14 protein-coding genes are annotated in these 13,894 nt (G+C 67.9%); 11 read left to right on the top strand and 3 right to left on the bottom strand.

Features of this window, described 5'->3' with window-relative positions:
- Positions 1-140: 140 nt before the first annotated feature.
- Positions 141-467, top strand: a complete 327-nt coding sequence (locus DWQ67_RS07295; protein ID WP_121484957.1) for a rhodanese-like domain-containing protein — start codon at positions 141-143, stop codon at positions 465-467.
- A complete protein-coding gene (pheA, locus tag DWQ67_RS07290) occupies positions 464-1,399 on the top strand; it encodes a prephenate dehydratase (protein ID WP_121484956.1) in 936 nt (311 codons plus the stop codon). Before DWQ67_RS07295 ends, pheA begins: the two co-directional genes overlap by 4 nt.
- Before the next feature lie 104 nt (positions 1,400-1,503).
- Here the strand turns inward: pheA and DWQ67_RS07285 are convergent, their stop codons facing one another.
- On the bottom strand, positions 1,504-2,541 hold the full coding sequence (locus DWQ67_RS07285) for a diacylglycerol/lipid kinase family protein (RefSeq protein WP_158595396.1): 1,038 nt from the start codon (positions 2,539-2,541) through the stop codon (positions 1,504-1,506).
- Positions 2,542-2,673: 132 nt separating this feature from the next.
- Here DWQ67_RS07285 and serS point away from each other — a divergent pair, with 132 nt between their 5' ends.
- Both serS and DWQ67_RS07275 read left to right on the top strand, forming a co-directional pair.
- Positions 2,674-3,960: a serine--tRNA ligase gene (gene serS / locus DWQ67_RS07280; protein ID WP_121484954.1), complete on the top strand. Its 1,287-nt coding sequence runs from the start codon at positions 2,674-2,676 to the stop codon at positions 3,958-3,960.
- A gap of 135 nt (positions 3,961-4,095) precedes the next feature.
- Positions 4,096-4,953, top strand: a complete 858-nt coding sequence (locus DWQ67_RS07275; RefSeq protein WP_121485186.1) for an HAD family hydrolase — start codon at positions 4,096-4,098, stop codon at positions 4,951-4,953.
- Positions 4,954-4,961: 8 nt separating this feature from the next.
- Here DWQ67_RS07275 and DWQ67_RS07270 read toward each other — a convergent pair whose 3' ends face one another.
- On the bottom strand, positions 4,962-5,597 hold the full coding sequence (locus DWQ67_RS07270; protein ID WP_121484953.1) for a hypothetical protein: 636 nt from the start codon (positions 5,595-5,597) through the stop codon (positions 4,962-4,964).
- 113 nt (positions 5,598-5,710) lie between these two features.
- Positions 5,711-6,199 carry an inorganic diphosphatase gene (locus tag DWQ67_RS07265; protein WP_121484952.1) on the bottom strand — a complete coding sequence of 163 codons (489 nt, stop codon included), beginning with the start codon at positions 6,197-6,199 and terminating at the stop codon, positions 5,711-5,713.
- Positions 6,200-6,337: 138 nt separating this feature from the next.
- Here DWQ67_RS07265 and dacB point away from each other — a divergent pair, with 138 nt between their 5' ends.
- The 7 genes from dacB to ftsH all read left to right on the top strand — a co-directional run bounded on the left by dacB (position 6,338) and on the right by ftsH (position 13,734).
- Positions 6,338-7,708: a D-alanyl-D-alanine carboxypeptidase/D-alanyl-D-alanine endopeptidase gene (dacB, locus tag DWQ67_RS07260; RefSeq protein WP_158595395.1), complete on the top strand. Its 1,371-nt coding sequence runs from the start codon at positions 6,338-6,340 to the stop codon at positions 7,706-7,708.
- Positions 7,709-7,833: 125 nt separating this feature from the next.
- Entirely contained in the window at positions 7,834-8,067 is a 234-nt protein-coding gene (locus DWQ67_RS07255) for a type II toxin-antitoxin system ParD family antitoxin (protein WP_121484950.1), read from the top strand.
- The gene (locus DWQ67_RS07250) at positions 8,064-8,363 is read left to right on the top strand and encodes a type II toxin-antitoxin system RelE/ParE family toxin (RefSeq protein ID WP_121484949.1); all 300 of its coding nucleotides are present in this window, start codon (positions 8,064-8,066) and stop codon (positions 8,361-8,363) included. Before DWQ67_RS07255 ends, DWQ67_RS07250 begins: the two co-directional genes overlap by 4 nt.
- A 123-nt stretch (positions 8,364-8,486) precedes the next feature.
- Positions 8,487-9,692, top strand: a complete 1,206-nt coding sequence (locus DWQ67_RS07245; RefSeq protein ID WP_121484948.1) for a zinc-dependent metalloprotease — start codon at positions 8,487-8,489, stop codon at positions 9,690-9,692.
- Positions 9,693-10,745, top strand: a complete 1,053-nt coding sequence (gene tilS, locus DWQ67_RS07240; RefSeq protein ID WP_121484947.1) for a tRNA lysidine(34) synthetase TilS — start codon at positions 9,693-9,695, stop codon at positions 10,743-10,745.
- 106 nt (positions 10,746-10,851) lie between these two features.
- Entirely contained in the window at positions 10,852-11,403 is a 552-nt protein-coding gene (gene hpt, locus DWQ67_RS07235; protein ID WP_121484946.1) for a hypoxanthine phosphoribosyltransferase, read from the top strand.
- Between the two features lie 210 nt (positions 11,404-11,613).
- Positions 11,614-13,734, top strand: coding sequence for an ATP-dependent zinc metalloprotease FtsH (ftsH, locus tag DWQ67_RS07230; RefSeq protein WP_121484945.1), 2,121 nt, complete (start codon positions 11,614-11,616; stop codon positions 13,732-13,734).
- The last annotated feature ends 160 nt before the right edge of the window (positions 13,735-13,894 follow it).

Genomic DNA, 13,894 nt, shown 5'->3' with positions numbered 1-13,894 from the left:
ATGCCCCGCCGCGAATCGGGGTGGGCCCGGACTCACCACCACATGCAACGGCGAACCCGACTAGGCTAAATATCGCCGCGCAGTCAGCGGCGAGTCACCCCGCGCGGGACGCGCGCGGGCAGCGTTCGTAGGAGGACATGATGAGCGACGTCGAGACCGTTTCGGTGAACCAGATCCCCGAGGGTGGCTTCATCCTTGACGTACGCGAGGACTACGAGTTTGAGGCCGGGCACGTGCCGGGCGCCCGCCACATCCCGCTGGCGGAGATCCCGATGCAGTACACGGATCTGGATCCGGATGAGGATACGTACGTCATCTGCCGCACGGGCGGGCGCAGCGCGCAGGCAGCGCTGTGGCTCACGGCGCAGGGCTTCACCGCGATCAACGTGGCTGGCGGCTCCGGTGCGTGGATCGATGCGGGCAAGCCGATTGTCTCCGAGAACGGCCTGGACCCGGTGATTAAGTGACCTTCACTTTCCTTGGTCCGGCCGGCACCTTCTGCGAGCAGGCCCTGCTGAGCCTGCCCGGCACGGAGGCGGAGGAGCGCGTGCCCGCCGTCAGCGTGGATTCCGCCCTGGCGGCGGTCCGCGCCGGCGAGGTGGATGCGGCGATGGTGCCCATCGAGAACTCCGTGGAGGGCGGCGTCTCTGCCACCTTGGACGCGGTGGCGCACGGGGACACCCTGCAGATCGTGGCCGAGGCCCTGATTCCCATCACCTTTGAATTGCTGGTCCGCCCCGGCATTGAGCGCCTGGAGGACATCAAGATCATCTCCACGCACGGGCACGCCTGGGCGCAGTGCCGCGGCTGGGTGGAGGCCAACATTCCCGGAGTGAGCTTCCTTCCGGCCTCCTCCACGGCGGCCGGCGCCATGGGTCTGCTTGATCCGGAGTGCACCTATGACGCGGCCCTGTGCTCCCCGCTGGTCTCCCAGAACACTGCGTTGCGGGTGCTGCGCCAGGGAGTGGAGGACCACGAGGGCGCGGTGACCCGCTTCATTTTGGTCACGCGCCCGGGCGCCATGCCGGATCCCACTGGCTCTGACAAGACCACGGCCGTGGTCACCATGACGGATGATCACCCGGGCGGCCTGCGTGAGCTGCTGGATCAGTTCGCCACGCGCGGCGTGAACCTGACGCGGATCGAGTCCCGGCCCACAGGTGGCGGCCTGGGTCAGTACTTCTTCTCCCTTGACCTGGAGGGGCACCTGAATGAGCCGCGCGTGGCGGACGCCCTGGCCGGCGCCCACCGCATGAGCGCGGATGTGCGCTTCCTTGGCTCCTACCCCTCGGCCACGCCGCTGGCCTCTAAGGTCCCGGCGCACGCCTCCTCGGAGGCGTACCGGGCGGCGGGAGACTGGATCTCGCGCCTGCGCCGGGTTGGTCGCGGCGAGGACTGAAACACCCGGAAAGGCTGGACGGCGCGCGGTCGGTACCGCGCGCCGTCGAGCAGGGTTCTGGCCGAGTGGCGCTCACCCCGCGGGCGCCCGGACGCCGCGCCCGGTTACTTGTTCTTGCGCGCGTTGCGCCACTGCAGCGAGAGGCGCTGCCCGGCCCTGCGGGCCTCGGCGACCGGGGGCAGCCCGGCGATCTGATCCATGGGCAGCTTGGAGCCGAGCGGCCCGCCCGGGGCAAGCCGATCCTCTTCCAGGGGCACGCGCACGCGCAGGGCGTGGGGCAGCACAGTGGAGGTGAGCGTGGTGACCTGACCAATCGGGTCGCCGTCCACCTGCGCGGCCAGCGGGTAGAACGGGCGCACGGTGATGCTCACGCCGCGCCGGTAGCTGACCACGGGAACGTTTTTGCGCAGGCGCAGCACGGTCTTGGCCGCCACAAGCACCCAGCCGGAGAGCGAGCGAGGCGTCAGGAGCACGGCCTGCTGCTGGCCATCATCTAGGCGCACGTCCGGCGCGTACTGGATGCCGCCCTGGATGTAGCCGGCGTTGGCCAGCATGATGGTGCGAACGTATTCGGTATCCCAGGCGCCCTCATCCACGCTGAGCCGGACGGGGTGGCGGCGCCAGCCAAAGATCTTGCTCAGCGCGGTGGCGATGTACGCGGCCGGGCCCACAAACTTTTTGAGCGTCTCGTTGGTCTCTGACATCACCTCTGCGTCCATGCCAAGGCCGGTCGCCACGAGTCCCACATGGGATTCCTCGGTGCGGTCCGCTAGGACGACGTCGATCCGCTGGGCATCAAGCGCCTCCACCGGTCCCTGCAGGGCCGCCTTCAGTGCCACGTCAAAGTCGTTGACGTCCAGGCCAAGGTTGCGGGCCAGGAGGTTGCCGGTGCCAAGGGGCAGGATGGCGAGCTGGGCCTTCGGGTGGTTGAGCAGCTCCTCCGCCACGGCGCGCACGGTGCCGTCGCCGCCGGCGGCGATCACCAGGGTGGCGCCCTTGTCCAGGGCCTCACGCGTCATGCCGCGGCCCGGGTCCTCCGCGGTGGTCTCCACGATGAGCGGCGCGTCCCAGCCCTGTGCGGATACGTGGCGGCGCACGGCGGCCACCGCCTCGTCGGCCTGGTTCTTAATCGGATTCAGCACCAGTGCGATGCGTTGTGATTCCGGCACGGTTGCCCCCCATAATTGGACATCTTGTAGGACATCGTTGGACATGCTCTAGCCCCCATCCTAAGGACACCGGCCAATTCCCCTGACACCCGGTAACCTAGGTGCGTGATTGACCTCAAGCAGCTTTCCGACCAGCCCGAGCTCTACCGCGCCTCGCAGGCGGCGCGCGGTGCCGATGTGTCCCTCGTGGACTCTCTGTTGGAGGCGGATCGCGAGCACCGCGCCGCGCTGTCCCACTTTGAGCAGTTGCGCTCCGAGCAGAAGGCCTTTGGCAAGCGCGTTGCCGCGGCCAAGGGCGAGGAGAAGCAGGCCCTGCTGGCGCAGGTCAAGGACCTTGCGGTCAGCGTCAAAGAGTCCGACGCCGCTGCTGACGCCGCCAAGGGGCGGCTGGAGTCCCTCTCGCGGCTGATGCCCAACCTGATTCAGGAGGGCGTTCCGGCCGGTGGCGAGGATGACTTCAACGTGCTCAAGACCGTGGGAACCCCGCGTGACTTTGCCGCGGAGGGCTTTGAGCCGCGGGATCACCTGGAGCTCGGCGAGCTGCTTGGCGCCATCGATATGACGCGCGGCGCCAAGGTGGCCGGATCGCGCTTCTACTTCCTGAAGGGTGTGGGTGCGCGCCTGGAGATGGCGTTGGTGCAGATGGGCATGGACCTGGCGCTGAAGAACGGCTTCACGCCCATGATCACGCCCACCCTCGTGAACCCGCAGACCATGCAGGGCACCGGCTTTGATGTGGCGCATGATGACGAGATTTACCGCCTGGGTAATGACGACCTGTACCTGACGGGCACCTCTGAGGTGGCGCTGGCCGGGTACCACTCCGAGGAGATCATTGACCTGGATTCTGGCGATCTGCGCTACGCCGGGTACTCCTCCTGCTACCGCCGCGAGGCCGGTTCGGCAGGCAAGGACACCCGCGGCATCATCCGTGTGCACCAGTTCAACAAGCTGGAAATGTTTGTGTACTGCAAGCAGGAGGACGCCGCCGCCATGCACCAGCAGATGCTGGGCTGGGAGGAGGCCATGTTGCAGGCGCTTGGCCTGGCCTACCGTGTCATCGACACCGCCGCCGGGGACTTGGGCATGTCCGCCGCCCGCAAGTTTGACTGCGAGGCGTGGGTGCCCACTCAGGAGGACTTCCGCGAGCTGACCTCCACCTCTAACTGCACCACCTTCCAGGCGCGCCGTCTCAACATCCGCGAGCGAGTGGTGGACGCGGAGGGCAACGCCAAGGGCACGCGCGCCGTGGCCACGCTGAACGGGACGCTGGCCACCACGCGCTGGATCGTCGCGATTCTGGAGACGCACCAAAATGCTGATGGCTCCGTGACGGTTCCGGAGGCCCTGCGCCCGTACCTGGGTGGCATGGAGCTGTTCCCGGTCCTGTAGGGGATTCGCGGCTCAGCTTCGCGCAAAAAAACGGTGCCCGGTTCCATGAACCGGGCACCGTTTTTTCACGCCCTGTTCACTCGCTCGGAGATGTTGGTCATGGCATGCGTCGGGGGCTTGTGGTCCACTATTGGCATGACAACTACGATTCAAACCGGCAACGACGACCGGTCACAGAACACTCAGACCCTTCCCGCCACCGCCCAGCGCATGGTGTGCCTGGATGTGGACGGCACCATCGTGAATCACGACGGGCTCATGTCAGACCCGGTGCGCCAAGCCGCCACGGACGTGGTGAAGGCGGGTCACCGCGTGGTCATCGCCACCGGCCGCTCGCTGGGGGCCGCGCTTCCCGTGGCACAGGCCCTTGGCATCACCGAGGGGCACATTGTGTGCGCCAACGGCGGCGTGACTGCGCGCCTTGATCCGTCCCTGGAGGCCGGCTACGAGGTCACGGTGCGGCGCACCTTTGATCCGGGGCCGGCCCTGCGCGCCGTCCGCGACGTGCTGCCCACCGCCAAGTACGCGGTGGAGACCACCGAGGGCAGCTTCCTCTCCACCGAGCGCTTCCAGGACGCCAGCTTTGGTGCCCCGGCCCAGGGAGTTCCTTTTGAGGAGCTGCTGGTGGCCCAGGCCGTGCGCCTGGTGGTCTTCTCCACGGATTCCACTGCGGAGGAGTTTGGCCGCGCGGTGGAGTCCATCGGCCTGCACGGCGTGACGTATTCCGTGGGGTGGACCGCCTGGCTGGACATCGCAGCGCGCGGCGTCACCAAGGCCTCCGGGTTGGAGGTGCTGCGCGCCCACCTTGGTGTGGAGCGTGAGGCCACGGTGGCCGTCGGTGACGGCCGCAACGACATCGAGATGCTGGGCTGGGCTCACCGAGGTGTGGCCATGGGCCAGGCACCGGATGAGGTCAAGATCGCCGCGGATGAGATTACCGGCGGCGTGGATGAGGACGGGCTGGCGCCGGTCCTGAGGTCCCTGTTGGGCTGAGCCTGGCCTCAGTCCACCGCAAAGGACGCCAAATCCAGCAGCATCCGTGCCGCGGGGCGGGCCTCCCACTCCTGGGCCCAGCGCGCCCGGGAGATGGACTGGGACACGGCCTGGACCGTAATCCCCAGGCTCTCCGCCACGGCCTTTTGCTGCCCCCGGACGCCGGGGACCAGCAGGTCAAGGGCGGCCCATTCGGCGCTGGTGCGCGCGGCGACCAGCTCACCCAGCAGGCGCAGCACTCCCTCGGCGGCGCGCGCCGAGTCCGGGGCGGGGGGCACGCCGTCAAAGCCCACGCCGGCCGGCCCGGCCTCCACGGCCACGGGTAGGGGGGCCTTGGCGCAACGCTCCAGCGCGCGGCGCGAGCGCGAGGGACCGGGCCCAGCCAAAACGCCGTCGGGCTCTAGGTCAACCCGGCCCACGCCGATCCCGACGCCCCAGCGGCGGGTGCCGCGCTCTCCCTGGCGCAGCGCAGCGAGCGTGGCCTGCACCGCGGCGTCAGCGGACTCGGTGGCCCCGACCACCTCGGTGCCCCAGCTGCGCCGGAAGGCGTGCGTGGTGGGCAGGCCGTGCAGCACGGCCAGCAGCTCCTCCGCGCGATCACCGGCGGTCGCGGCATCGCGCTGGGTCAGGGTCAACACAAACATGGGTTCAGTCTGCCGCAGGCGGGCGGCAGGAGCGGTGCACAACGCGGACGGGGCCGCACCGCCGTGAAGGCGATGCGACCCCGTCAGGGACTACTGGGTACAAGCAGAAACGATCAGTGACCCTCGGTCTTGAAGCGCTCGATTGACTCGGCCAGCTCCTTCTCGGCGACCTCGCGGCCGGCCCACCCCTCGGCCTTGACCCACTTGCCGGGCTCCAGGTCCTTGTAACGGGTGAAGAAGTGCTCAATCTCGTTCTTGGTCCAGGAATCCACATCCTCGATCTCCTGGATGTGATCAAAGCGCTTGTCCGCGGGGACGCAGAGCACCTTGGCGTCCGGGCCGCCGTCGTCCGTCATGTTGAACACGCCAACGGGGCGCGCCTCAACGATGACGCCCGGGTGCAGGTCAACGCCCGGCATCCAGACCATGGCGTCCAGCGGATCGCCGTCCAGGCCAAGGGTGTCCTCGAAGAAGCCGTAGGCGGTGGGGTACTGCATGGACGTGAAGAGCACGCGGTCCAGGCGCAGGCGGCCCGTCTCGTGGTCCATCTCGTACTTGACGCGGGATCCGGCCGGGATCTCGATGGTGACGTCGTGTTCCATTTTTTCCTTCACTTCCTCTTCCGTGCGGCAGGCCTCACCGGTGCGCGGCTGCGCCCGGATTAGTCTGAGGTGTTGGCCTCAGTCTACGTACTGGGGCACCGAACATGTGGCCGTGACCGGCTCAACCGAGGGGGATCTGTGGCACGCTTCGTGACCCGTGGCATCTGGGCTGTGGTCGTGTTGTTGTGCGTGGGCCTGGTGGCTTGGCATCTGCTGACGCCGGCGCAGCGCGGCGAATCCGCGCCGGAGACGGTGGCGTTGCCCTCCAATGCGGCCCAGCCGTGGGGCGCCAGTGGCGCTGAGGCTCCCCTGCCCGACGCCGCTGAGTTGAGTCAGGCGGTCGCGAAGGCCACTGAGGGTCGCGGCGGCACGTATCGGGTGTCCGTCGTGGATGTTGTCACGGGGGAGACGCTGGTGGACCGGGACGCGAAGACGCCGGGCACCCCGGCGTCCAGCCTGAAGTTGCTCACCGGTGCGGCCGCGCTGGCCTCCTTTGATCACGATCATCGTTTTGCCACCACGTCCACGCTGGCCGGCGATGGGTCGCTGCGCCTGGTGGGCGGGGGAGACGTGCTGCTCGGTGACGGGGCGTCTGATTCCCAGGCGGTCAACGGTCACGCCGGGCTGGCCACGCTGGCGCAGCAAACGGTGGCGGAGCTGCACAAGCGCGGCGAGCCGGCGGAGAGCTATCAGGTCAAGGTGGATGCGTCTCTCTTCCCCGGGGCCGGGCTGAACCCTGATTGGGCGGATGACCTGATCACCACCAATAACATCACCGAGGTGCAGACGCCGGCCATGCACGCCGGGCGTCAGGAGGCCACGCCGCACTCTGCCGTGGTGCGCAATCCCTCCAACGCCGCGCTGGATGCGTACGTGAAGGCGCTGGAGGCCGCCGCAAAGAAGGCGGGGGTCAAGAGCAGCTTCACCGCCGCGGGTCACGCGGACGGCGAGGAGGGCGCCCAGCAGTTGGGCAAGGTGGAGTCCGCCACCGTGCTGGAACAGATGCATTACATGGAGCGCAATTCCGACAACTACCTCGCGGAGACGCTGGGGCGCTTGGTGGCCGTGAAGCGCGGCGCCACCGGAAGCTACCAAGACGCCACGGCGCAGGTCACCGCTGCGGTGAAGGAGCTGGGGGTGGATACGGTCGGGCTGGACATGAAAGATACTTCGGGGCTGGCCGCCACCAACCAGGTCACTCCTCACACCTTGGCCGGGCTGCTGCAGCACGCCGAGACCAGCCCCCGGGCGGATCTGCGCGAATTGGCCGGGCTGCTTCCCGTCGCGGGCGTGACGGGCACGCTTGCACAACGCCTGAACGGGAACAAGACCAAGGCGCTGATCCGCGCCAAGACCGGCACCCTGGCCGCTGTGGTGTCCCTCTCCGGGTACGTCACCACCAAGGAGGGCCGGCTCCTCAGCTTCTCCGTCATGGCCTCAGACGTGAAGGGCGCCATCGCGGAGGCCCGCGGGGTATCGGACAAGATCGCCACCGAACTGCTGGGTTAGCGGGCAAACTGCCGGATGCGGTGTGAGGTCAGAGGCCTAGACACGAACGCATTCACGCGCGTGGTCTCCTTTGACCCTCGAAGGTTCACAGGGAGCGAGTTACCAATCATTGGTACTTTACGTGCATGGCACAGAACACATCGATCAGCCTGGATGAGCACTTCACGTCGTTCCTCTCTGCCGAGGTAGCTTCCGGTCGGCACCGCTCGGCGAGTGAAGTTGTGCGTGCGGGCCTGAGATTGCTTGAAGACCAAGACACCCGGGTGGCGGCGCTGCGAGCGGAGCTGGCGAAAGGCCAACGCAGCGGGGCTCCGGAAGAGTTCGACTTCGCGGCGATTATTGCCTCTAAGCGGGCATGAACACCTATCGCCTCACCCCGGCCGCGCAGGAGGATCTGGCCTCCATCTGGGACGACACCGAGGAACGTTGGGACGCGCGCCAAACGCAGGGCTACGTTGAAGAAATTTACGCGGTGGTCCAGCGTCTCGCCGCGAGCCCATTGCTTGGGCGCCCCTGCGACGAGATCCGGGCCGGCTACCGCCAGTACGGGGTAGGAAGCCACATCCTCTTCTACATGGCACGCTTCGAGGCAGACGCTGGCGTCGACGTGATCCGCATCCTCCACCAGCGCATGGACCCCACCAGGCATCTCTGACTCTGGCTTGTCTGTAGTCCGGGTACGTGAGCATCCCCCATGACGGGGATGGCCGCTTCCCCTCAGCCACGCCATGCGTGAAACACAGGCGCGCCGAAGGGGTCAGCGTGGTCTGATGGAGGCATGACTTCCGAGCGCAGCAAGATCGCAGATCCGAGTCAGGGCAACGCGCCGGCCGGCGCAGAGCGGGGCCCGGGCGTGGTGAGGTGGGGCGTTGCCGCCTCCACGGCGCGCACCCTGGCCTCCGCTGGGCCCAAGGTCAGTGCCACCCAGGCGGCCCCCATGGTGGAGGACATTCGGCTCAAGGCTGCCGCGAGCGTGGAGCACGTTCACCGCATCACGGGCCTGGAGGCCGCGCGGGATCTGCGCGATTCCGAGGTGCTCGTGGTGGACCGGGCCGGATGGGCCACGGCCGCCGTGGGCGGCTTCCGCGAGATGCTGGATCCGTCGCTGCGCGCGGCCATGGGTTCCAAGTTCCCCCAGGGCCTGCCGCTGACCCTGCGCATGGGTGGCTACGGCGTGGGCGCGGAGCTGGGCGCGCTCGTTGCATTCCTCTCCGGGCATGTTCTGGGCCAATATGACCCCTTCAGTACATCTCCCGCTGCGCCCGGCGGACGCCTGCTGCTGGTGGCCCCCAACATTGTCCAGACCGAGCGCAAACTCCAGGTGGATACCGGAGATTTTCGTCTATGGGTCGCGCTGCATGAACAGACCCACCGGGTCCAGTTTGCGGCCGCGCCGTGGCTGCGCGGGCACCTCGCGGCGCAGATCGCGGAGTTGACCTCCGGGCTCACGAGCACGCAGGCCTCCCTGGGTGATCGCGTCAAGCGCCTTTCCGGAGGCGTGCGCAGCGATACCGAGACCCGGGCGCCGGAGGGGGCAAGCGCCGTCGGGCAGACGGAAGGGCTAGCGGCCGCACAGCAGGACCCGCTCCCAGAAGGACTGGGCCTCCTTGACCTGGTGGCCGGCCCGCAGGAGCGCGCCGCGCTGTCCCGCGTGACCGCCGTGATGTCCCTCCTGGAGGGGCACGCCAACGTGGTCATGGACGGGGTGGACGCCTCCGTGATCCCCACCGTCAAAACCATTCGGCAGCGCTTTGAGACGCGCGGCCAGGACAGGTCCGCGCTGCAGCGCCTGGTGATGCGCGTGATCGGCATGGCGGCCAAGCAGCGCCAGTACCAAGACGGCGCACGCTTTGTGCGCGCCGGGGTGGATGCCCTGGGAATGCAGGGCTTCAACGTGGTCTGGGAGGACCAGACGAACCTGCCAACCGAGGCAGAACTGCACGCGCCGCAGGAGTGGATCAGCCGCATGCGCAAGGTCTCGTAGATGGCCAAGCCCCGCTGGCCCCGCAAGATCTTCCTGTCCGTGGAGGCCGCGCGTTCCGCGGTGCGCCTGCACCTCCCCTCCAGTCTGGGGTACCTGGTGGCCTGTTCCGGCGGGGCGGATTCGCTCGCGTTGGCGGCCACCATGGCCTGGGCTCGCGCCGAGGGGGTGCTCACCGGGGAACTGGGCGCAGTGATTGTGGATCACGGCATGCAGCCTGGCAGTGCCGAGGCGGCGGCGCGGGCGGCGCGTGAGTGCCAGGCCCTTGGCTTCGACACCGTCGCCGTCATTACGGCGGACGTGGCCGGCGGCAACGAGGCGGACGCCCGCACGGCGCGCTACGCGGCGCTTGAGGCGGAGCGGGTGCGGGTTGGCGCGGACTTTGTGCTCACCGCGCACACCGCGGATGACCAGGCGGAGCAGGTGCTGCTTGGCCTGGCGCGCGGCTCCGGCACGCGTTCCATCGCCGGGATTCCCGCCCGGGGTCCGCGGCTGCTGCGTCCCTTCCTTGACCTGCGCCGCGAGGACACGGAGGCCGTGTGTCAGGCCGAGTCGCTGATCCCGTGGGAGGACCCCACCAATGCCCTCCCGGTGCACCTGCGCAACCGGGTGCGCCACGAGGTTCTCCCGCTGCTGCGTGAGGTGCTGGGGGAAGGGATCGACGACGCTCTGGTGCGGACCGCGCGCCTGGCGCGTCAGGACGCGGAGCTTTTGGATGAACTGGCGGCGGAGGCCCTGGCCGTGGCGGTCCTGGAGGATGAGCCGGCAGTGCTGGGCGACGCCGCTGACCGGGTGAGCGGGCGGGCCCCCACCGTGTGGGATCTGGACCGGTTTGTGGTCCGGGACGCCCCCGCCGCGCTGCGCTCGAGGATGCTGCGGCTGGCTGCCGTGTCCGTGGGCGGCCGGGCCCCCACGGCCGAACGCACGGCGGCCCTTGAGCGCCTGGCGGACGGCGAGGGCAGCGCGGGCCCGGTGCAGCTGGACGGGCATGTGTCGGTGACCCGTGAGCGCTTGGCGGAGGACCGCTCAGTGCTGCGCTTCCGCGGCCTGGGGTGAACCGCGGCGTCAGAGGGTTGTTCACGATCCCCTCATGCGTGGCATGCTTGATAGGTGGGGTCTTCCCAGGCCCCTCAGCCTATTTTCGAGAGCAGGAGACACCTTCGTGGATGCGAATGACGTCAGCGGCGACATTGATCACGTACTGCTGAGCAAGGAAGAGATCCAGGCGGTAGTCAAGGATCTTGCCGAGCAGATTGACCGCGACTACGCCGGCCGTGACCTGCTGGTGGTGGGCGTCCTGAAGGGCGCGGTCATGATCATGGCTGATCTGGCGCGCGCCCTGCACAGCCACGTGACCATGGACTGGATGGCGGTGTCCTCCTACGGCTCCGGCACCGCGTCCTCCGGGGTGGTGCGCATCCTGAAGGATCTGGACACGGACCTGATGGGCAAGGACGTGCTCATTGTTGAGGACATCATCGATTCCGGGCTGACCCTGTCCTGGCTGCTCTCCAACCTGCGCTCCCGCGGGCCCGCCTCCGTTGAAATCTGCGCACTGCTGCGCAAGCCGGAGGCCGCCAAGGTGGAGATCGACGTGCGGTACATCGGCAGGGACATCCCCAACGAATTTGTGGTCGGTTACGGCCTGGACTTCGCGGAAAAGTACCGCAATCTTGACTTTGTGGGCACCCTGGCCCCGCACGTCTACGCCTGAGACGGCACCGCCCCTGAAGGGGGCATACAGGCGGCCCGACGCCGCGGCGTCGGGCCGCCTGACCCGTTTGTCTTGATTCGCCCGCCGCGAAACGGGAACCTTCCGGGGTACTTGTACGTGTAGAAGAGTGGAGGGGAGTGTGAGCGCTCCCCAGCACACGGCCCCCCGCGGCCGACGAGCAGGAGGGACCGGGCCGCCAGCGGCCACATCATGAACGCCATTAAGCAGAAGAAGAAGCTGCACCAGACCTGGTATTTCTGGACGGCCATTGGAGTGATCGCCCTGATGATGGCGGCCTCACTGCTCGCCTCGGGCGGTAATAACCGCATCCCCACCAGCCAGGGCATGAAACTCATCTCCGACGGCCAGGTGCTGAAGGCCAAGATGGATGACAAGGCCCAGCGCGTGGACCTGGAGACCAAGGACAGCGTCTCCTTTGAGGGTCAGGACAAGGGCAAGAAGGTCGCCTTCTATTACTCCTCGGATCGCGGCAAGGTGGTCGCTGACGCCATCTCCACCGCCAATCCCAAGGACGGCTGGGAGGACCAGCCCGTCACCAGCAACTGGTTGCTTTCCACGCTGGGCCTCATCCTGCCGTTCATCATCATCCTGGGCCTGTTCTGGTTCCTGATGGGACGCATGCAGGGTGGCGGCGGCAAGGTCATGCAGTTTGGCAAGTCCCGCGCCAAGTTGGTCAACAAGGACAACTCCACGGTCATGTTCAAGGACGTGGCCGGCGTTGATGAGGCGGTGGAGGAGCTCCAGGAGATCAAGGAGTTCCTGCAGCAGCCCGCCAAGTTCCTGGCTGTCGGCGCCAAGATTCCCCGCGGCGTGCTCCTGTACGGCCCGCCAGGCACCGGTAAGACCCTGCTGGCCAAGGCCGTGGCGGGGGAGGCCGGCGTGCCGTTCTTCTCCATTTCCGGTTCCGATTTTGTGGAAATGTTTGTTGGCGTCGGCGCCTCCCGCGTCCGCGACCTGTTTGAACAGGCCAAGGCCAACGCCCCCGCCATCGTCTTTGTTGACGAGATTGACGCCGTGGGCCGCCAGCGCGGCGCCGGCGTGGGCGGCGGCAACGACGAGCGCGAGCAGACGCTGAACCAGCTGCTGGTGGAGATGGACGGCTTTGACGCCAACACCTCCGTGATCCTCATTGCCGGCACTAACCGTCCGGACGTGTTGGACCCTGCGCTGCTGCGCCCGGGCCGCTTTGACCGCCAGATCCCCGTGGAGGCCCCGGACTTGAAGGGCCGCGAGCAGATCCTGCGCGTGCACGCCCAGGGCAAGCCCCTGGTGCCGTCCGTGGACCTGAAGGCCGTGGCCAAGAAGACCCCGGGTTACACCGGTGCCGAGCTGGCCAACGTGCTCAACGAGGCGGCGCTGCTCACGGCCCGCTCCAACGCTCAGCTCATTGACGACCGCGCTCTTGATGAGGCCATTGACCGCGTCATGGCCGGCCCGCAGAAGCGCAGCCGCCTCATGAAGGAGCACGAGCGCCAGGTCACGGCCTACCACGAGGGCGGTCACGCGCTCGTGGCGGCCGCCACCCGGCACTCCGCGCCGGTCACCAAGGTGACCATCCTTCCGCGCGGCCGGGCTCTGGGTTACACCATGGTGGTGCCCACCGAGGATAAGTACTCCATCACGCGTGAGGAGCTGCTGGATCAGCTGGCCTACGCCATGGGTGGGCGTGTGGCGGAGGAGGTCGTGTTCCACGATCCCTCCACCGGCGCCTCCAATGACATCGAGAAGGCCACGTCCACGGCGCGCAAGATGGTCACCGACTACGGCATGAGCTCCACCGTTGGTGTGGTGAAGCTGGGCACGGAGAGCACCGAGCCGTTCATGGGTGCCGGCATGGGCAGCGGGCGTGACTACTCCGAGGGCGTGGCCGTGCAGGTGGACGCCGAGGTGCGCGAGCTGTTGGATGAGGCGCACCGCGAGGCCTACCTTGCGCTGACCCTGAACCGGGAGATCCTGGATCACCTCGCGGAGACGCTGCTGGACAGGGAGACCCTGAACCAGAAGGAGCTCGAGGAGATCTTTGCCGGGATCGTCAAGATCCCGGAGCGCGAGACGTGGCTCTTCAACGCCGAGCGTCCCGGCCGCAGCACCCCTCCGGTGCGCGGCAAGCGGGACATTGCTCTGGATCAGTCCCCTGCGGCGGCGCAGCCCGGAGCGCCCGACGTCGTGGTGGACCCGGGTGCCCAGGGTCCCGGTACCGCTCTGCCCGGCTCCCCGGAGCACGGCTGGCCGGGTGCCGACGGCGGCCCGACCACGGGGCCAGATTCTGGTCCGCAGGCCCCCGGCGGCGGGCACATCGCCTCCTCCTGACGCTGTCTAGCGCTCACGCTGAAGCGGCTCACACCTTGACGGTGTGGGCCGCTTTTGCGTGTCCAGCCTACTGAGAGTCCCGAAGGTTGGTGGCCCAGGTGGTGAGGAGGGCTGCGTAGGAGGGGTAGGTGGGTCCGGTGGGGGGTGTGTTGGTGGTGAT

Source organism: Galactobacter caseinivorans (genome assembly GCF_003640665.1).
GTDB classification, from domain to species: Bacteria; Actinomycetota; Actinomycetes; order Actinomycetales; family Micrococcaceae; genus Galactobacter; species Galactobacter caseinivorans.
Note: the sequence above shows the minus strand (reverse complement) of the source record. Positions and strands in the feature narration are given on the sequence as shown.

What these genes read in the sequence shown, in the direction of transcription:
- DWQ67_RS07275 (WP_121485186.1), top strand. Translation starts at nt 4,096, where the DNA reads ATGACAACTACGATTCAAACCGGCAACGACGACCGGTCACAGAACACT.
- DWQ67_RS07295 (WP_121484957.1), top strand. Translation starts at nt 141, where the DNA reads ATGAGCGACGTCGAGACCGTTTCGGTGAACCAGATCCCCGAGGGTGGC.
- DWQ67_RS07245 (WP_121484948.1), top strand. Translation starts at nt 8,487, where the DNA reads ATGACTTCCGAGCGCAGCAAGATCGCAGATCCGAGTCAGGGCAACGCG.
- DWQ67_RS07265 (WP_121484952.1), bottom strand. Translation starts at nt 6,199, where the DNA reads ATGGAACACGACGTCACCATCGAGATCCCGGCCGGATCCCGCGTCAAG.
- DWQ67_RS07250 (WP_121484949.1), top strand. Translation starts at nt 8,064, where the DNA reads ATGAACACCTATCGCCTCACCCCGGCCGCGCAGGAGGATCTGGCCTCC.
- DWQ67_RS07255 (WP_121484950.1), top strand. Translation starts at nt 7,834, where the DNA reads ATGGCACAGAACACATCGATCAGCCTGGATGAGCACTTCACGTCGTTC.
- tilS (WP_121484947.1), top strand. Translation starts at nt 9,693, where the DNA reads ATGGCCAAGCCCCGCTGGCCCCGCAAGATCTTCCTGTCCGTGGAGGCC.
- ftsH (WP_121484945.1), top strand. Translation starts at nt 11,614, where the DNA reads ATGAACGCCATTAAGCAGAAGAAGAAGCTGCACCAGACCTGGTATTTC.
- DWQ67_RS07270 (WP_121484953.1), bottom strand. Translation starts at nt 5,597, where the DNA reads ATGTTTGTGTTGACCCTGACCCAGCGCGATGCCGCGACCGCCGGTGAT.